Below are 19431 nucleotides of genomic sequence, written 5' to 3'. Positions count from 1 at the left end.
AATTTAGGAGTGAAAAAACATGAACTTACAAAATCGTAACTTTTTAACATTAAGAGATTTTACACAAGAAGAAATTGAATATTTAATTGATACATCAATTGAATTTAAACGATTAAAAAAACTAGGGATTCCACACCGAGTATTAGAAGGGAAAAATATCGCTCTTTTATTTGAAAAACCATCTACACGTACACGCTGTGCTTTCGTCGTAGCTTGTGTCGATTTAGGCGCACAACCTGAATATTTAGGAAAAGCTGATGTCCAGTTTGGTAAAAAAGAATCCGTGGAAGATACTGCAATCGTTTTAGGTAGAATGTTCGATGGTATTGAATTCCGAGGATTTAAACATGAAACGGTAGAAAAATTAGCGAAGAGTGCAGGAGTACCTGTTTGGAACGGCTTAACGGATCTTTATCACCCAACGCAAATTCTTGCAGACTTTATGACAATAAAAGAAAAACTAGGTCATTTAAAAGGTGTGAAGTTCGCTTATGTAGGAGATGCAAGAAATAATATGGGTAACTCACTATTAATTGGAGCAGCTAAAATGGGGATGGATTTCCGGGCAGTCGCACCGAAAGAATTATTCCCATCTAGTGAAATGGTTGACTATGCTAGAGAGATTGCGAAAGAGACAGGTGCAACCATTACTCTAACAGAAGATGTGCAAGAAGGCGTTCAAGATGCTGATGTTATTTATACAGATGTATGGGTCTCAATGGGTGAAGAAGAAAAGTTTGAAGAACGGATTACTATGCTGAAGCCATACCAAGTCAATCAGCAAATGCTAAGCATGACAGGCAAAGATCATACTATCTTCATGCATTGTCTTCCAGCCTTTCATGATGATGAAACAACGGTTGGCCATGAAATTTACGAAAAATATGGACTCACTGAAATGGAAGTAAGCGATGAAGTGTTCCGTAGTAAGAATTCTGTTGTATTTGATGAAGCTGAAAACCGTATGCATACAATTAAGGCGGTTATGGCTACAACGCTAGCAGAAGGTGATGTTAATGAACTTTTTAAACGAAGAGAGCTTATTAGCGCAACTTAAAAAAATTGAGACTGATTTACACTTTTCTCTGCGATCGCTCGTGTCGATACCGAGTGTACTTGACGATGCATCTCCAAACAAACCGTTTGGAGATGCCATCCAAGCCGCTTTAGAATATACGCTCATCAAATGTGAGGAGCTTGGTTTTAAAACGTATATGGATCCTAAGGGTTATTATGGCTATGCAGAAATTGGTGAAGGGGAAGAAATGGTTGGAATTTTAGGTCATCTTGATGTCGTACCACCAGGAAATATAGATCATTGGACATACCATCCATTCAATCCGGTTATAAAAGAGGGGAAAATGTACGGACGTGGTACACAGGATGATAAGGGACCAACGTTAGCAGCTATATATGCTGCGAAAGCATTAATGGACTTAGGTGTAACGTTTAAAAAGCGTTTACGTTTTATTTTTGGAACAGATGAAGAAACGCTATGGCGCTGTATGAAACAATATGAAGAAAACGAGGAAATGCCGTCATACGGATTTGTTCCAGATGCTAGTTTTCCGCTTACCTACGCTGAAAAAGGATTACTGCAGCTCTATTTAGTTGGCGAAAATACATCTGGTTTGCATATTAGAGGTGGAAGTGCTTTTAACGCCGTTCCTGACAGGATTCACTATAATGGACCAAAGCAAGAGGAATTAGCCAAAGCTCTATTTAAGCGGAACTTTCAATTTGAAAAAAATAATGATGGCATTACGGTGATTGGAAAATCAGCTCACGCTCAAGTACCTGAAGAAGGAATAAACGCCATTTGCTGCTTAGCGATTGCCTTAAAGGATATAGATGTTCAATCAAAAGCTATCCAATTTATTGCAAATGAAATTGGGGAAGACCCTTACGCAACAAAGATATTTAATCAATGTCAAGATGATGTAAGTGGAAAATTAAAGTTCAATATCGGGAAAATTGAGCTTAGTGAAAAAGAAATCGTATCCATTGATATTCGGATTCCAGTCACAAAATCAAAAAATGATATTGTGAAGAAGCTAACGAAGGTAGCGGCTCAATACGGATTAGAATATCAAGAATTTGATTGGTTAAAGTCAATATATATTCCAACAGATCATTTTTTAGTAAAAACATTGATGGAGGTGTATCAAGAAGAAACAGGAGATACGGAATCTACACCTATTTCAGCTGGTGGTGCTACTTATGCTCGGGCTGTAAAAAATTCAGTAGCCTTTGGTGCAGTCTTTCCAGGAAAACCTAAGGTGGAGCATCAACCAAATGAATACGTTGACTTAGCTGATCTGTTTAAAGCCATGAAAATTTATAGCAAAGCCATTTATCAATTAACCCGATAGTTTAAAACGGAGGGTTTAAAGATGAAAAAATTTAAAATGCCAACGGCTTTTACCATTTTATTTCTCATTATTGTTGTTATTGCCATTTTTACATGGATCATCCCAGCAGGTCAATATGAATATGTAGACCCAACAGCCTCTACATTAGAGCCAGTTCCAGGTACGTATTCATCTGCAGAACAACAACCCCAAGGATTATGGGAAGTATTATATGCACCGATCAAAGGTTTCTTTGATGCACAAGATATAGCGCTTTTCGTACTCGTTATTGGGGGATTTTTAGGAATCGTCATGAAAACAGGAGCAATTGATGCTGGAATCGGACATGTTGTTCGGAAGTTAGAAGGCCTTGAAAAAATTATGATTCCGATTTTAATGACCCTCTTTGCTCTTGGTGGAACAACTTACGGAATGGCAGAAGAAACAATCGCATTCTATCCATTAATTATTCCGATTATCATTGCTGCAGGGTACGATGCCTTAACAGCTGTTCTCATTATTGCTGTTGGAGCAGGTATCGGTGTATTAGGCTCAACGGTTAACCCGTTTGCAACAGGGATTGCTTCTGGATTTGCAGGAATTTCTATCGGAGACGGTATTATATTACGTGTAATTATTCTAGTAGCTTCTCTTGTTATCGCTATTCTTTACGTCATGAGATATGCTGAAAAAGTGAAAAAAGACCCAAGCAAATCGCTTGTTTCACATTTACACCAGCAGCATAAAGAACAATTTTTAAAAGGGAATGACACGGTAGAAGTTATAGAGCTTACGAAAAAAAGAAAAGCGGTTCTTTGGATATTCGGTTTAACTTTCTTCATCATGATTCTCGGTGTTATTCCATGGGCTTATAAATTTAATATTACGTTCTTTGAAGATATGAATAATGCGGTTTTAGGAATTCCATTTATAGGAAAGTTCCTTGGTGGTATATTACCACTTGGCGATTGGTGGTTTGGTGAGTTAGCGCTGCTATTCTTAGTATCCTCTATCATTATTGGATTCATTTATCGTATGGATGAAGAAGAGTTAACGGGTTCTTTTGTTGAGGGAGCGAAGGACTTACTAGGGGTTGCGCTAATTATTGGAGTATCACGTGGGATTACAGTGGTCATGAATGATGGCGGAATGACAGCAACTGTGCTTCACTGGGGTGAAAATCTGTTAGCAGATCTTGGACCTGTCACATTTGCGAATCTATCGTTTTTATTCTTCTTGCCATTATCCTTTTTAGTCCCATCTACATCAGGTCTTGCAACATTGTCCATGCCTATCATGGCGCCTCTTGCTGACTTTGCTGGAGTAGACAGAGCGATCGTCATAACTGCTTATCAATCAGCATCAGGAATTCTTAATCTCATTACACCAACATCTGCCGTTATTATGGGGGCATTGGCGATAGCAAAAGTACCATATGATATTTTCTTTAAATTTATGTGGAAGCTGTTAATTATCTTAACAATTTTAATAATGGTGTCCCTAAGTATAGCTGTCTTAATGTAGAAGTACAGCGGGTTTAGCATAAAAGCTAAGCTCGCTTCCCTTCTATTCTTTGTCTCGTAAATCATGGACATAAATGAGAGGAGAATGCAAAATGAGTAATCAAAAGGTTGTTATTGCATTAGGAGGAAATGCTATTCAAACCGGAAACGGTGCAACAGCAGAGGATCAGCAGTTAGCTTGCTATAAAACAGCAAAGGAATTAGCAAAAATTATTATGGATGGTCATCAAGTAGTTATATCACATGGAAATGGCCCACAAGTAGGAAATATCGTGTTACAGCAACAGCTAAATCAAAGTGATATGATTCCAGCGATGCCACTTGATACGTGTGGGGCAATGAGTCAAGGGATGATTGGGTATTGGCTAGAAAATGCGTTGATCGATGTGTTGAAAAAAGAAAATATGGATGTGAATGTGACGACGATGATCACACAGGTGCTGGTAGATAAGGAGGATCCGGCCTTCCAGCATCCGACGAAGCCAATAGGCTCCTTTTATACAGAGGAAGAAGCGAAGAAACTGATGGAAGAAAATCATTTTGTGATGAGTGCAGATTCGGGTAGAGGCTATCGACGTGTCGTTCCTTCACCAAAGCCAATTGATATTATTGAAAAGAATAGTATTCAAACACTTGTTGATCAAGAGTTTGTGGTGATTGCTGGAGGTGGCGGGGGCATTCCAGTGATCCAGGAAGGTGATAAGCTTGTTGGAGTAGAGGCTGTGATTGATAAGGATTTTGCCACAGAGAAAATGGCTGAGCTCATTGATGCCGATTTATTACTGATTCTAACAGCGGTGGAAAAGGTTGCGATTAATTTTGGTAAACCTAATCAAGAGAACTTAGATAAAATAAGCTATGATGAAGCGCTATCTTATATTGAGCAAGGTCAATTTGCGCCAGGAAGCATGTTGCCAAAAGTCCAAGCAGCTCTTGAATTTGTAGGCTCTAAGCCAGGGCGAAAAGCCATCATTACATCACTGGATAAAGCGTATGATGCCTTACACGGAAATGCGGGAACAACGATTTTGGAAAGATCAATTTGCTTTGCTTAAATAGAAGATGGAGCACGATGATGAAAACCGCTAGAACATTTTCCTAGCGGTTTTTTGACAATATCAGGATTTTTCCAAGGGTTATTGGAGTCTTCGATGTCCAGCTTAAAAGGCGCAAATAGTCCCTCTTCTCATGCAATTCCGTTCTTTTTTTACGAATTTGCGGATTTTTTCAAGACTTGCGGGCTATTTTCATAATTTGCGGACTTGTTATCCAAACTTGCATGAATGTGGACGCAACATGCGGATACGATTTTTAAGCTTATGTAAATAGACAATGGCAAATAACTTACCATTTATTTAATAGCTGCCAGGAAATAATTAGAATCTTTTAAAAATAATCGCTTCTCATTTGACTCGAGCTTTCCTTCTTTTTTTAATTTTTTTAATACATGGCTAACTGTTTCACGTGTTGTTCCAGTTAATTTTGCGGTTTCAATAATGGTAATTGGACAGGGAATTAAGATGCCTTCTTCCTGTTTCTCCCCAAGATCTTCTGCTAAGTAACCAATAATTTGAACAACTCGCTGTGATGCATGTGAGTTTGTGATAGACTGTAAACGATGCTCAAGCATCACCATTTTATCTGTTAAGCATTTTACTAAATGCAGTAAAAGCTTTTTATTCTTCTTAATGATCTCTTCCATATAATAAGTTGGAAGATAGAGTACTTCTACATCGGTAAAAGCTTCTGCAGAGTAGGAATACGCCTCATCGTAAAACAAACCTTCATAAGGGAAAAAATTTGTAGGCTTTAATAAAGTATCAAACCGAGTAGATCCATTCGAATTCGTTCTTTCTAAACGAATGTATCCCCTTACAATAACGTAAATACGTTCACGAGGATCTCCTTCAAAAAAAAGCATCTGCCCTTTTTTATACTGTCGAAAGTAAAGGTGCCTTTCGATCTCTTTGATTTCTTTTGGGGATAATCTGGATAAAATATCCATATCTTTAATGGTGTCAGTTGTAATTTGTGGATGGCGCATGGGTATTCCTCCCTTTTCTCGTTACTTTAATTGTAATGGAAACTTCTAACTAATAAAGCGGAATTTAGTTACAATTTTGTATACATTTCTTGTTAATAGGCTTTTAGTAGTTAAAAATAATGGCATATTGTAAAAACTATTGGTATTATTGTAAGAGTTTGGGAAATTTATAGTGCTAGGAAAATACTCCTTCTCTAGTTTTATTACTTAACAAAGGGAGGTATATGTAATGAAAGATTTTATTTTTCATACGACATTAATTATCTCGTATCTTTTTATTGTTGGCTTTATTTTGAGTCAAAAAGACACGAGAAGTTATTCGCCTTTCGTAACAAAAGTTTTTATAGGAACTGGTACGGGGTTAATGGGGATCGTATTAATGTATTTCTCTATTCAAATTACTAGTTCAGTCATTTTAGATTTACGTCATCTCTTTATGATAATGGCCGCTCTATTCGGTGGTCCTATTTCTTCTATGCTGGCTTCCGTCATTATTGCTTCTGGAAGAATTCTTTTATTTGGGGTGAATGAAGCTTCTATTGTGGCAGCAAGTAATGCATTATTATTAGGAGCGATTTTCGGAGTGATTTCAACGATTCGATTTAACCTCCAAATGAAAGGTTTCTTGATGAATCTAGTAGCTTTATTTAGTACGTTAATCGCCTTTATTTATTTAACAAATATAATGAAAGCTTTGGAAATCACCTTTTTTCTAGCTCTTATTTCGATTCCTGTAGGTTTTTTAATTGTTTCACTTAGTTTATATATTTATCGTTATAATGCGATGATAAAAAAATTGAAAAAAGAAAATAAAATGGACTTTCTTACCGGATTAAATAATGTACGAAAGTTTGATGAAGAGATGAATGGTTTTAAATCTCATCGATTGTCAAACGGAGAGAGGTTATCCTTATTATTTATCGATATTGATCACTTTAAAAAAGTGAACGATACATACGGTCATGATGCTGGTGACGAAGTATTAAAACAATTGGCCGTTATTTTGCGTGAAAATAAGAGACCATTTGATCAAGCTTATCGAAATGGGGGAGAAGAGTTTTCGATTTTATTACACGATTGCTCGTTACATCAAGCAAAACAGGTAGCAGAGAGAATTCGAAAAGCAGTAGAAAAACACTCCTTCGTTCTTTCCGGTCAAACGGTCATCAATATTACGATTTCTATTGGGGTAGCCGCTTTTCCTGAAACGACAAGTGACATCGACCAATTAGTAAAAAAGGCCGATGAGGGGCTATATAAAGCAAAAAGATCTGGAAGAAATAAAGTCTGTGCTTGATTTAGGTGCCTGACCCACCGTGCATTTAGCGGGGGCAGGCACCGTTTTTCTGACACAAATTATCTATATATCTGTCACGAATCAGTCAACGAACTATGACAAAAAGCACATATTTTTTCGATACAATACATTTGTGAAAAACAATGTGTGGGTCAATTCGTTCATATAAACATTCGTGTAGGAGGGAGAAATGGTGTCTGAGTTGTTTTTAGCAAGACTTCAGTTTGGGTCTACGACGATTTTTCACTTCTTATTTGTACCGATGTCGATAGGTCTAGTGTTTATGGTCGCATTAATGGAAACGCTTTATGTCATTAAAAACGAAGATGTTTATAAGAAAATGGCAAAGTTTTGGGGACATTTATTTCTCATAAACTTTGCTGTTGGGGTTGTCACAGGAATTATCCAAGAATTCCAATTTGGAATGAACTGGTCGGAGTATTCGCGATTTGTAGGTGATGTTTTTGGTGCACCGCTGGCGATTGAAGCGTTGCTCGCATTTTTTATGGAGTCAACTTTTATTGGGTTATGGATATTCGGCTGGGATCGTCTTTCAAAGAAAGTTCACTTACTGTGTATTTGGCTTGTATCGATTGGTACGATGCTTTCTGCCTTTTGGATTTTAGCTGCGAATTCCTTCATGCAAGAGCCAGTGGGGTTAGTGATTCGAAATGGTAGAGCGGAAATGAATGACTTTTTTGCACTTATGACGAATCCGCAATTATTAGTTGAATTTCCTCATACCATCTTTGGAGCATTAGCGACAGGTGCTTTCTTCATTGGCGGGGTTAGTGCTTATAAACTATTAAAAAAACAAGAGGTCGCCATTTTCACAAAATCTTTCAACATGGCCATGGTCGTTGCCCTCATATCGGGTCTTGGAATCGCCTTTAGTGGACACGCACAAGCTCAACATTTAATGGAATCACAGCCGATGAAAATGGCCGCCAGTGAGGCGCTATGGGAAGATAGTGATGACCCGGCACCGTGGACAGTTTTCGCCAATATTGATGTAGAAAAGCAAGAAAACTCTTTTGAACTTTCGGTTCCTTATGCTTTAAGTTATCTTGCTTATGAAGAATTTTCAGGAAAAGTTCCTGGAATGCTTACACTTCAAAAAGAATATGAAGAAAAATATGGCCCTGGTAATTATATTCCACCTGTGAAAACAACGTTTTGGAGTTTTCGGATTATGGTAGGTGCGGGAATGGTGATGATTTTAGCGGCGGCATTGGGACTATGGTGGAACTTTAGAGAAAGGTTAATGGAGAAATCGTTATTTCTCAAAACAATGGTTGCCCTAATTTCTTTTCCGTTTCTGGCCAACACAGCAGGCTGGATTATGACGGAAATAGGACGTCAGCCATGGACAGTGTTCGGTTATATGACGACTTCTGCATCGGTATCACCGAATGTATCTGCTGAATCATTATTGTTTTCATTTATCGCCTTTACGACGATTTACCTTATTCTTGCTATTGTGCTTGTATTTTTATTTGTTCGCGAAATTAAGAAAGGAACAGATCATCACGATGCGGAAAAGGATTTGAACATCTCCGTGGATCCATTTGATAAGGAGGCCATCCAATGATCGAACTAAGTGAACTTTGGTTTATTTTAGTCGCAGTGTTGTTTGTCGGATTCTTTTTTCTTGAAGGCTTCGATTTTGGTGTAGGTATGGCTGGGCAATTGCTTGGAAAAAACAATATTGAACGCCGGATGCTTATCAATACGATTGGACCTTTTTGGGATGCGAATGAAGTTTGGCTTTTAACAGGGGGAGGGGCGATTTTTGCAGCGTTTCCGCACTGGTATGCCACGATGTTTAGTGGTTACTATATTCCTTTTGTTTTTGTTCTGCTTGCGTTGATTGGTCGCGGCGTTGCATTTGAGTTTAGAGGAAAAGTCAACCATCCAACTTGGACAAAGACGTGGGATTGGGTCATCTTCTTTGGCAGCATTTTACCGCCATTTTTGTTTGGGGTACTCTTTGCTAGTCTATTAAGAGGAATGCCGATTGATGCTTCAATGACATTAAACGCCGGATTTTCCGATTATGTCAATATGTATTCTGTGACAGGTGGAGTTGCTGTTACGCTTTTATGCTTTTTGCATGGTTTACTGTTTATAACGATCCGAACGGTTGGTGATTTACAACAACGGGCTCGTAAGCTTGCTCAAAAAATGGTCTATGCCGTTTTGGCTGCACTCGCTGCTTTTGTTTGCCTTTCTTATTTTGAGACAGACTTATTTACACATCGAGGCGAGGTGACGATTCCACTAATCATGGTCGTTGTTGTTTCTTATCTTCTCATCATCGTTTTATTAAAGAAAAAACGAGATGGTTGGACATTTACGATGAGTGGAGTCGGAATTGTTTTAACCGTCGCATCTTTTTTTGTGGGGCTATTCCCACGTGTGATGATTAGTTCACTTTCAAGTGCTTATGATTTAACGGTTTATAATGCTGCATCAGGTGCATACTCATTAAAGGTCATGACGATTGTAGCCTTGACATTGCTGCCATTTGTTCTCGGTTACCAAATATGGAGCTATTATGTTTTTCGTAAGCGTGTAGATGGGAAGGACATGGTCTATTAATGAATAAAGAGCTATTGCGATACAAAGGAATGAAAAAAATACTCGTGATCCTCATGGGTTTAACCATTTTTCAAGGAGTGGCCATTATTTGGCAAGCCATTTTGCTTGCAGGTGTGGTCACGCATCTTTTTCATAACGGATCGATCGAAGAGGCGAGTCGATCCCTTTTCTTTTTTATTTTCATGTTTCTTATTCGATATGCTCTTCATCATATTAAACAGAAAAAGGTGTACCATTATGCTGTTACGCTTGGGGCGGAACTGCGAAAAGAGGTTCTTCATGCACTCTTTCATTTAGGCCCTCGTGTATCCAAACAGTTAGGAACGGGAAATATTGTAACCCTTTTACAGGAAGGGATTTCTCAATTTAAACAGTATATCATGCTATTTTTGCCAAAAATGGTTCATATGACTATCATTCCTGCTATGATTGTTCTTTATATTTTCATGCTGGATCGTACGTCTGCGATTATTTTAATCGTGACCTTACCTATTTTAGTGTTATTTATGATATTGCTCGGACTTGCAGCTCAAAAAAAAGCGGATGCGCAATGGAGCATGTATCGTGTACTTTCCAATCATTTTGTCGATTCCTTACGTGGCCTAGAAACATTAAAATATTTAGGGCTTAGTAAAGGGCATACAAAAAATATTTCTAATGTTAGTGAGCGTTATCGGAAAGCAACGATGGGAACATTAAAAGTGGCTTTCTTATCCTCATTTGCGATGGACTTTTTTACTATGCTTTCGGTCGCAACGGTAGCTGTTTTTTTAGGACTTCGATTAGTGGATGGAGACATGGTGTTACAGCCAGCGTTAACGATATTAATTTTAGCACCTGAATATTTTCTCCCTGTAAGAGAGATCGGCTCCGATTATCATGCAACATTAAATGGTCAAGAGGCAGGGAAAAAATTAATGGGCATTTTATCAATGCCTCGCTTTCAAGAAGAAGTGAAAAAACCAATGGATCGTTGGAATGAAGAGGGGGAATTGCAGCTTCACTCCATTGTTGTTCAACATGATAAGGACAGTCCTCCTTCGCTTAACAACGTCTCGTTAACGGTAAAAGGGCTAAAGAAAATCGGCATTGTCGGAGAAAGTGGTGCGGGAAAATCGACCTTTATTGATTTAATCGGAGGATTCGTGCAAGCAAATGAAGGAACGATTCAAATTGGGGGACAAACATTTACTCATTTGCAAAGAGAAGAATGGCAAAAGCAACTCATTTATATTCCGCAGCATCCTTATTTGTTCCAAGATACAATCTTCAATAATATGACGTTTTATTATCCGGATGCCTCGTTAGAAGAAGTGGAGTGGGCGATAGAGCAAGCTGGTTTAACGGAGCTAATCGAAGAACTCCCGAATGGGCTTGATGAAAAAATCGGCGAGGGCGGAAGAGAGCTTAGTGGTGGACAAGCCCAGCGCGTTGCCGTTGCCAGAGCTTTTCTCGAAAACAGACCGATCCTTTTACTCGATGAACCAACGGCTCATTTAGATATTGAAACAGAATATGACGTGAAAGAAAAGCTGCTGGAACTATTTAAAGGAAAACTCGTCTTTCTTGCTACTCATCGTCTACATTGGATGTTAGAGATGGACTACATCTTCTTTTTACAAGAAGGGGAGATAAAAGAAGTGGGAACGCATGAACAATTGATGAGAATGAAAGGTCATTACTACCAAATGGTCAAAACGCAAATGGGGGATCTGCAATGAATGACAGAGGATGGATTTATCCCTATTTAAAAGAAAATATTCGCCTTTTACTGTTTGTCGTTTTTTTCGGCCTATTAACGGTTTTTTCTGCCGCCTTTTTAATGTTTACTTCAGGATTTTTAATTTCCAAGGCTGCGACAAGACCGGAAAATTTATTGATGATTTATGTTCCGATTGTTGCTGTTAGAGCATTTGGGATTACTCGAGCCGTTTCACGGTACATCGAGAGGTTAATCGGACATGATATGGTGTTGAAGATTTTGTCTAAGATGCGAATTAAAGTGTATCAATTGATTGAACCACGCGTATTATCATCAAATTTATCGTTTAAGACTGGGGACGTGCTAGGAATGTTGGCAGAAGATATTGAGCGTCTTCAAGACATTTATTTGAAAACGGTGTTTCCGAGTTTAGTCGGCCTTTTTCTATATGTATTATCCGTATTAGCTCTTGGCTTTTTCTCATGGCCATTTGCTTTCATCATGGCTGTTCATGCAGGCGTTTTACTTTTTCTCTTTCCTTTTGTATCTTTGCTTGTGACAAAAGCAAACGTACAGAGAATGAAAGCTGAGCGCCATGGTTTGTACGAACGGTTAACAGATGCTGTGATGGGATTAAGTGATTGGCAATTTAGCGGACGGCAAACGGATTTCATTTCTGAGTATGAACAAGAGGAAGAAGAGCTATCCCGTATTGAACAGAAGCACATACGCTTTATGAGATGGAGGGACTCATTCGCTCAAGTGGTTGTTGCCACTTTGTTCGTATCCATGCTCTTTTGGACAGCAAACGAAAGTGCTAGTGGCAATCTTTCTCATACACTTATTGCTGCTTTCGTGTTAGTTCTATTCCCCTTAACGGAAACTTTTTTACCGTTATCAGACGCCATAAGTGAAGTTCCAGCGTATCAAGATTCCGTTGATCGACTTTCACGACTATCAACTGAACGAATAGAGAAGCAAGATCTGAATGACTATGTTTTAGAGAAAGTGAATCGTGCAGAAGGTGTTACACTTAAGCTTGAGAATGTCTCTTTCCGATATGACTCCCATCATAAAACGTTAGATCGTCTTTCATTTTCGATTAAGCAAGGTGAAAAAGTCGCTTTGCTCGGACCAAGTGGATCAGGGAAATCAACGATTTTAAAGTTAATCGAAGGCGGTATTTCTCCAACAGAAGGAGCGGTAACGATTAATGGTGTTGAGACGACAACGATCGGATCAACGATTTCTAATTGGGTCGCGGTATTAAACCAGCAACCACATTTATTTGACACAACGATTATAAATAACATTCGCTTAGGAAAACGAAATGCAACTGATGAAGAAGTGTATTGGGCAGCTAAGCAAGTAAAGCTCCATGACTATATTGATTCGCTTCCGGATGGATATGAAACGCATATGCATGAAACAGGCATGCGCTTATCAGGAGGACAACGGCAACGGATTGCTCTAGCCCGAATTTTGCTTCAAGATGCCCCAGTTGTCATCTTGGACGAGCCGACGGTAGGACTTGATCCTGTAACCGAAAACGATTTATTACAAACGATTTTTGCCGTGTTACAAGATAAGACTGTGCTATGGATTACACACCATTTAGCATTTGTACACCTAACCGATCAAGTTCTCTTTCTTGATAAAGGAACCATTCAATTACAAGGCACTCATCAACAATTAATGAACGAAAGTGAACGATATGCTCGCTTTTATCAATTAGATCGTCCTTTTCATCTTTGATAAGCGGGAGAATCAAATCGTTTACAAAAATAAATAACATCTAAAAGAGCGTGTTCAAAAAGTGCCTAATTCGCTTAAAAAACAAAAATGCACCTTCGAGAAAAAATGGTAAAATGGAAGTGCCAAACAATCCAAAATACCAATTTGCGAGGTGCATTTTCATGGAATTACAATTAGAACTAATCCCATACCATTACTATAACACACTCGGCTTTGATGTGGAACTCATTGATTACATCGACCAGCTATGAAGAGTAAATTTATTATTTTCCGTGTGCTCTGTGAAAAAAGGACTTATCCACAATTAGGTAAAATTGCCAGCTGTTTTTTTACTTCTATAGTCAAGACGAGCCGAATTTGCTCATTTTGCTTTTTAAATTGTGGATAACTTCAAAAACTTCTTCTTTCACATCACATCCTTTGCTATAATAAAACTGCTAGGTAAACCTTACTTGTATGGGTTTGTCCAAAGCAGTGAGGTCCTCATCTGTTAAAATGTGTGTCCGAAACGATTCCAACAGATTTGAGGACTTTTCTTTTGCCGTTTTTCTGAGTTTCTTGAAGGCAGTCGAACCCTTTTCATATAACTGTCTAATGATATCCGTTATTTGTACAAGGAGATAGTGATTTTTCATAGCTATGTAGTTATGGCTATTGACATGTTTAATGGCGTAACGAATATTTTTTTGTTGATTAAATCCTTGGTTTTCAATTTTCCAACGGCTCCGACCTACATCTATTATTCTTTCTACGTTCTTTTTTGACTTTGAGGTTAGTTATGAATACATATTCCTTCCGTGTACCTTCTTCTATCTCCACTTTTGACTCCACCAAGTTAACCTTTCTATCGTTATAGGCAATATCATTAACCCAAAATAGACGATCCTTCGTCTTACTTTGCTCCAATTCTTTTATTGCCTGAAACTCAGAAGCGATACTTTTTATTCTGCCTTCCTTAAATCGGCATAGGTATTTCCATTTGTAATCATCGCACAGACTAAATACGGATTCACATGCATAGAGACTATCTCCCAAGATACAGATAGGTAGTCTCTTAAATGTTTGTTTTATTTTCTTTGCGAGCCTGTGAAACGCCTTTAATTCACAATCTTGCTTCGTGACATCTTCTGATTCATTTTCGATAAACTCTGATCCAATACTAAAGACCATGTCACCTACTACAAGTTTTGCTTCAAGTACATGGTGCATATAAAGTACAGCCGTTTTTCCGGTTTCTTTATTCGTGTACACCCGTCTCAAACAATGTTCACAGTGCTTATTATGAAAGGTGTGTAAGCCTGTTCCATCAATGATGCCCCCCAGTATTTCCCTTCAATTCGGTACGATTCAAAAGACTTTTTTTCAATAATTCTTTAATCATATAGGTTCTAGTTTTTTCTAGTTCTTCAACATCTAGACAAGATAAAAAATCGTTAATCGTATCATAATGAGGAAGTTCATCAAGGCATTCCAGACCTAATACCTTTCGGATATTTTCTATACATTCATCTTTATTAAAACTTTCACTCATATTTCTCATCGATTTCAAGCCCGTCATATTTTTCAGAATCATAGTGAATAAAATAACCTTTGGACCGTACGATATATAGCTTTGATGTCGAGGATCTACTACATTTTTTAGATTATGTATTAAATTTTTGAAAAAGTGTTTCTGAATTTTAAGGATCTCGAATAAATAATTTGTTTCTCTTTCATGCTTCCTTTTTTCTTTTCTCGTAATCAAAATAACTTCCCCCTAAAAACGCTATATTACTGTACTAATTCAGTTAAATTATCACATATTTTACGTATTTTTAGGGGAAGGAATTTAATAATTATCACGAAAAAATTTTACTCCTCAGAGCTGGAAAGTGATGAAGCAATGAATCAGTTTTATGAAAAAAATAAGTCGAAGTTTATAACAGAATATGCTATGACGAATCCAGAAGAAGACATAGCTGAGTCATTTATGCGATTCATTGTCGATGAGAAGCCAAAGGGAGACACAATGGCAGAAGAAAAAATACGCTTTTTCTATCAATTTGATGAGCTCGTTGAATTGAGGAAAGAGATGAGAGAGAAGCTTTGAATGGTAGGTTGAAATGTTATTAAATGGAGGCTGTCCCTTTTTACGCTAATTGGGGACAGCACTTTATTCGTAAGTAGCAACTTGCTTAAACATCGATCTTTGCTCGTTCATAATACAAGGTAATGTTTTGAGTGTTCATGTCATTAATATGGTCTGAGTAATGAATAGCTGCGTTTCGCATAGTTTCTTTGTAAGAGATTGTAAGTTGTTCGCTGAATTGTTGATGTTTTTCAATCGTTTTATTGATTTGTTCAATGATTTTACCAGAGTTTCCGTTTGTTTCGTTTTGAATAAAATGAACGAGTTCAGCACCGAGCTCATTCATGGCTTCAACTTTATTAATGAAATCATTGGCTTTATAGGTTAAGTCTTGATTACTTTGGAAATAATACGTCACTTTTCGTTGATCCATTTTATCCCCCTCTAAATTGGCATGTTTGTCAAGAGTGAATGTGTGGCATTTCCACCTGATTAATGGAAATTACCCTTGGCATCTATTGGGTTTTCACATTTCTTTAATGATTGAGGTTAAATAATTGTGCTAGTGATTTTTCTTCCTTAAACAATTCTTCAATTCCAATCTTGATTTGAAGGATCATTTTTTTCGTTTTGGCCATTTCCTGTTCGTAATGAAAGAACATCTGTTCAAATTCAGATTTAAATTGTTCGCTTAAGGGAGGAATTTCTTCATGGACATCGATTTTCTTTAATGAATACATTTCTGACTCATATGCATATTTACCTAATAAATGTTTGTAACTACTAGGGTTTCCTTCTATATGAGCTATCTTGTTGTATAAATCTCGTTTTCTATTTTCAAAATCATCAAGATATTGTTCATTATAGGACAATTTTAACCCATTGAGAATATCTTGTTTCTTTTCGATAATCGAAAATCCCTTTTTGAAAATCTTTACAGCGACAGAAAGGTTGACTTCAATCCTCTGATTGTTCACGTTTTTCGTTAAAATTAGATTTCCTTCATTGTCATAGCGCCTTCCTTTCTTTGAAATGCTATTGATCACCGTATTTAACCCATGTGCACTTACGCTTTTGTCAATGGCATTCATTAAGTTTTCTGTATTTTCCTTAATGAGATGAAATTGTCCGATTATACTTAATTGCTTTTCTTTGATTTTTTTTAATGTTTGGATAATATCACCAATTGCAATACTATAAAGCGCTGGTGATAATAATAGGAAGCTTTTCCAACTCATCGTGTCTTTGATCAAGTTTTCGAGATCATTTAAATCCTTTTGAATGCCATTGATCGCTTGCATAATTTTTTGCTTCTCAATTGGCTTCATGTATCCAAGTTCTACAAAAACGTCTAAAATGGGATCGATATTTTTGTGCAAAATCTTCAATATCTCTATGAATTCTGAAGCTCTCACTTCCATATGAGCTATCATTTGAACTGATCCTTTTACAATGGATGAAAAGTTCGCTATGTATTCCCAAGGATTATAGTTTTGAACCTTTTCAATAAAATCTAAATCAATCCCAGTCATTGCTTTCATTAAGCCATTAAACCCACCTTGATTGTAGGCTGGAGAGAATTTAGTTAAATAAACTTGGATCTTCTGTAACTCTTGGTCTGGTATTTTCTCCAGCAAATCTCGAATTCCATCAAAATCATCCATCGTATCAATATATTGATAGTTTCCAACCTTCATAAACCCACGAACAATACTCGCAGCATACAACATATCTTCCTTCGCTGTTAAATGATAGATAGTTTGCCCCTTCTCCTGATAATACTCTTCAGCAAATGCTTTTAGCTCTGATGGGGGGAAGGTGTAGATTTGTTTAAATTTATCAGAGTCTATACTAAATTTTTTTACTAATTCTTTTCTGAAATCTTCATCAATATAAGCTAATTGATAAAAGTTAGGCGGAGCATCGTTTATGACATATACTTTTTCAAAAACACCTGTTGTTAACTCAAGCGTTTGTATTAAATTTCCTCCTAATGAGTGTCCATATCCGTATTTTTTTAATGAAATATTTTTCTTAGGATTTAATTTGGCTACATCATTGGTAATTATTTTGGTTACAATTCTGTCAAATTTCTTTGCAGCTTCATATTGAGTTTTATTTTGTCCAGTAAAAATACCGAAAGTGTTATATACCCAGTCATGAGGTTTCCAAGTGTCTTTTTCAGGGGCTTCACTTCCTCTCGTAATCGTATACGTCTGATTAATTCCTTTTTCTTCATCATAGAAGTGAATAACGGTACCATCAAACCCATAGTCCTCTTCGTTAATTCCCTCTATTTTATCAGAGTGGTATACACGTATAAGTGCAGGAGGCTCTTTTCCTGTCTCTTCGATATAAATTTTCTTCACTTCTTCAACAGTAAGATCCTTATACTCACTATTCATCATTCTTGCTCGTAAAATATCAGAATTTAACACTTCTTGATTGGATTCAGTTGTCATTCTTTCTTCTCCCCACTTGCTTTCGGATTGAATTGAATGGATTTCATTAACATTTTTGCAATCTCTTCTTCTTTATTAGTGTCAATTTGGCAAGATTTTTTATCATTTGTGCAGGTGACTTCATACTTAAATTCTATTCCTTGGTTACTTTTCTTCGATATTATATAGGCAAAAAAACTGTAAAAAGGACTATATTCTTTTTCCTCAAATTGATAAATATCTTTTGCAAAATAAATGGTCTTATCTTTATATTCTAACTTTTGGTATTCACCTTCATACCCAATCGACTCAGATAATGTCTCAAGGTTTAGCCAAATGATATCAGCAAGCTTTGAGTTTTCATATTTTGCTTTGACACTGAAACTAATATTTTCCTTTTTTTTGCCACCATAAAAAATAAATTCGATTAAATCTTTTTTGATTTCATAATACCTATCATCCATCTCAGCATTTGTCGGATACAACATCGTATATCCGTCCGTTTTCGACTTGAAGCGGTAATAGCCGTCTTTCACTTCTTCTGGTGATTCCATAAATTCGCGGGTAAACTCATGTTGAAATGCCACGGTGTCTGGTAGATTATTAGAATCCGCCTTTTGATCATTCATATTGCTGCATCCTCCAATCCATAGTATTGAGATAGTTAGTAGGGAAAGTAGTGTTTTTTTCAAGTATAGAACCCCTTTCAACAACCTTAAAATTCCATAAGGATACTAGCATAATTTTACAACAACGTACAATTAAAAATGAGGCTTTTCATCAAAATAAGTGGATAGACCTATTCGGAATTGGTTTTTGGCACAATATGTAAAAACGATAAGGTTATAGGGCTGTTGATGGGAGGGTGGCGTTTGAGACCATAGTAGTAATAGTGGTATACACATATATGTGCAGGAGGCTCTTTTCCTGTCTCTTCGATGTAAATTCTCTTCACTTCTTCGACAGTAAGGTTCTTATATTCGCTATTCATCATTCTTGCCCGTAAAATATTGGAATTTAACACTTCTTGATTGGATTCAGTTGTCATTCTTTCTTCTCCCCACTTGCTTTCGGATTGAATTGAATGGATTCCATTAACATTTTCGATATTTCTTCTTCTCTCTCAACATCAATATGGCAAGGTGTCCTATCATCTGTACAAGTAATATCGTAAACAAATTCAATACCCTGGTGACTATTCTTTGGAATAATATAGGCAAAAAAACTATATATAGGACTATATTTTTTTTCATCAACTTGGAAGATTTCTTTTGCAAAATAAATGGTCTTATCTTTGAATTCTAATTCTTGGTATTCACCTTCATACCCAATCGACTCAGATAATGTCTCGAGGTTTAGCCAAACGATATCTGCAAGCTTTGAGTTTTCATATGTTGTTGTGACACTGTTGTAAATCATCACTTTATTCCCTCTAAAAACCTTTAAAAATTTTCAAATTCCTCCAGAACTTACATGACACGCCTCTGAGATAATATGCTAAATTTTTTGCATATTAATTGGAGGAGTGTTGAACGTGATCATTTCCTATGATTTTGGCATCGGTTTAAAAGAATACGCAAAAAGAGGAAAGATGAATGCCTTTCCTGTGCTTGATACTTGTCCAAAATGCCAGTGTCACGGACCAGGCA

18 protein-coding genes are annotated in these 19431 nt (G+C 37.0%); 10 read left to right on the top strand and 8 right to left on the bottom strand.

Annotation, left to right across the window (positions count from 1 at the left end; genetic code table 11):
- Positions 1–19: 19 nt before the first annotated feature.
- The 4 genes from argF (at position 20) to arcC (ending at position 4929) form a co-directional block, all read left to right on the top strand.
- Positions 20–1057: an ornithine carbamoyltransferase gene (argF, locus tag MLD65_RS15525; protein ID WP_243292768.1), complete on the top strand. Its 1038-nt coding sequence runs from the start codon at positions 20–22 to the stop codon at positions 1055–1057.
- Complete coding sequence (locus MLD65_RS15520; protein ID WP_243292767.1) at positions 1017–2372, top strand: M20 family metallopeptidase; 1356 nt, start codon at positions 1017–1019, stop codon at positions 2370–2372. Before argF ends, MLD65_RS15520 begins: the two co-directional genes overlap by 41 nt.
- Before the next feature lie 21 nt (positions 2373–2393).
- Entirely contained in the window at positions 2394–3875 is a 1482-nt protein-coding gene (locus MLD65_RS15515) for a YfcC family protein (RefSeq protein ID WP_243292766.1), read from the top strand.
- A 91-nt stretch (positions 3876–3966) separates the two neighbouring features.
- The gene (gene arcC, locus MLD65_RS15510) at positions 3967–4929 is read left to right on the top strand and encodes a carbamate kinase (RefSeq protein ID WP_243292765.1); all 963 of its coding nucleotides are present in this window, start codon (positions 3967–3969) and stop codon (positions 4927–4929) included.
- 296 nt (positions 4930–5225) lie between these two features.
- On the opposite strand, the gene MLD65_RS15505 is transcribed toward arcC, so the two are convergent.
- Positions 5226–5918 (bottom strand): Crp/Fnr family transcriptional regulator, encoded by a 693-nt coding sequence (locus MLD65_RS15505; RefSeq protein WP_243292764.1) that lies wholly within the window; start codon positions 5916–5918, stop codon positions 5226–5228.
- Between the two features lie 229 nt (positions 5919–6147).
- Between MLD65_RS15505 and MLD65_RS15500 the strand changes: the two genes are divergently transcribed.
- From MLD65_RS15500 to cydC, 5 genes are all read left to right on the top strand, one after another.
- The gene (locus MLD65_RS15500; protein ID WP_243292763.1) at positions 6148–7215 is read left to right on the top strand and encodes a GGDEF domain-containing protein; all 1068 of its coding nucleotides are present in this window, start codon (positions 6148–6150) and stop codon (positions 7213–7215) included.
- Positions 7216–7408: 193 nt separating this feature from the next.
- Positions 7409–8806, top strand: a complete 1398-nt coding sequence (locus MLD65_RS15495) for a cytochrome ubiquinol oxidase subunit I (protein WP_243292795.1) — start codon at positions 7409–7411, stop codon at positions 8804–8806.
- Positions 8803–9816, top strand: coding sequence for a cytochrome d ubiquinol oxidase subunit II (cydB, locus tag MLD65_RS15490; RefSeq protein WP_243292762.1), 1014 nt, complete (start codon positions 8803–8805; stop codon positions 9814–9816). Before MLD65_RS15495 ends, cydB begins: the two co-directional genes overlap by 4 nt.
- Positions 9816–11537: a thiol reductant ABC exporter subunit CydD gene (cydD, locus tag MLD65_RS15485; RefSeq protein ID WP_243292761.1), complete on the top strand. Its 1722-nt coding sequence runs from the start codon at positions 9816–9818 to the stop codon at positions 11535–11537. Before cydB ends, cydD begins: the two co-directional genes overlap by 1 nt.
- On the top strand, positions 11534–13273 hold the full coding sequence (cydC, locus tag MLD65_RS15480; RefSeq protein ID WP_243292760.1) for a thiol reductant ABC exporter subunit CydC: 1740 nt from the start codon (positions 11534–11536) through the stop codon (positions 13271–13273). Before cydD ends, cydC begins: the two co-directional genes overlap by 4 nt.
- 708 nt (positions 13274–13981) lie before the next feature.
- Here the strand turns inward: cydC and MLD65_RS15475 are convergent.
- Both MLD65_RS15475 and MLD65_RS15470 read right to left on the bottom strand, forming a co-directional pair.
- On the bottom strand, positions 13982–14524 hold the full coding sequence (locus MLD65_RS15475; protein WP_243292759.1) for a transposase: 543 nt from the start codon (positions 14522–14524) through the stop codon (positions 13982–13984).
- A 55-nt stretch (positions 14525–14579) separates the two neighbouring features.
- The gene (locus tag MLD65_RS15470; protein WP_243292758.1) at positions 14580–15017 is read right to left on the bottom strand and encodes a transposase family protein; all 438 of its coding nucleotides are present in this window, start codon (positions 15015–15017) and stop codon (positions 14580–14582) included.
- Positions 15018–15155: 138 nt separating this feature from the next.
- Between MLD65_RS15470 and MLD65_RS15465 the strand changes: the two genes are divergently transcribed.
- Positions 15156–15362 carry a hypothetical protein gene (locus MLD65_RS15465; RefSeq protein WP_243292757.1) on the top strand — a complete coding sequence of 69 codons (207 nt, stop codon included), beginning with the start codon at positions 15156–15158 and terminating at the stop codon, positions 15360–15362.
- Between the two features lie 85 nt (positions 15363–15447).
- Here MLD65_RS15465 and MLD65_RS15460 read toward each other — a convergent pair whose 3' ends face one another.
- The 5 genes from MLD65_RS15460 to MLD65_RS15440 form a co-directional block, all read right to left on the bottom strand.
- On the bottom strand, positions 15448–15774 hold the full coding sequence (locus MLD65_RS15460; RefSeq protein ID WP_243292756.1) for a hypothetical protein: 327 nt from the start codon (positions 15772–15774) through the stop codon (positions 15448–15450).
- 103 nt (positions 15775–15877) lie between these two features.
- On the bottom strand, positions 15878–17803 hold the full coding sequence (locus tag MLD65_RS15455; protein WP_243292755.1) for a DUF6792 domain-containing protein: 1926 nt from the start codon (positions 17801–17803) through the stop codon (positions 15878–15880).
- Positions 17800–18411, bottom strand: coding sequence for a hypothetical protein (locus MLD65_RS15450; protein WP_243292754.1), 612 nt, complete (start codon positions 18409–18411; stop codon positions 17800–17802). Before MLD65_RS15450 ends, MLD65_RS15455 begins: the two co-directional genes overlap by 4 nt.
- A gap of 170 nt (positions 18412–18581) precedes the next feature.
- The gene (locus MLD65_RS15445) at positions 18582–18830 is read right to left on the bottom strand and encodes a hypothetical protein (protein ID WP_243292753.1); all 249 of its coding nucleotides are present in this window, start codon (positions 18828–18830) and stop codon (positions 18582–18584) included.
- Complete coding sequence (locus tag MLD65_RS15440) at positions 18827–19201, bottom strand: hypothetical protein (RefSeq protein ID WP_243292752.1); 375 nt, start codon at positions 19199–19201, stop codon at positions 18827–18829. The genes MLD65_RS15445 and MLD65_RS15440 overlap by 4 nt, the downstream gene beginning before the upstream one ends.
- Positions 19202–19431 lie beyond the last annotated feature (230 nt).

It is taken from the genome of Bacillus sp. FJAT-47783, from assembly GCF_022808615.1.
In the GTDB taxonomy this organism is placed as follows: Bacteria; Bacillota; Bacilli; order Bacillales; family Aeribacillaceae; genus Bacillus_BZ.
The sequence above is the reverse complement of the archived record's forward strand: the minus strand, read 5'-3'. Positions and strand labels throughout refer to the sequence as shown.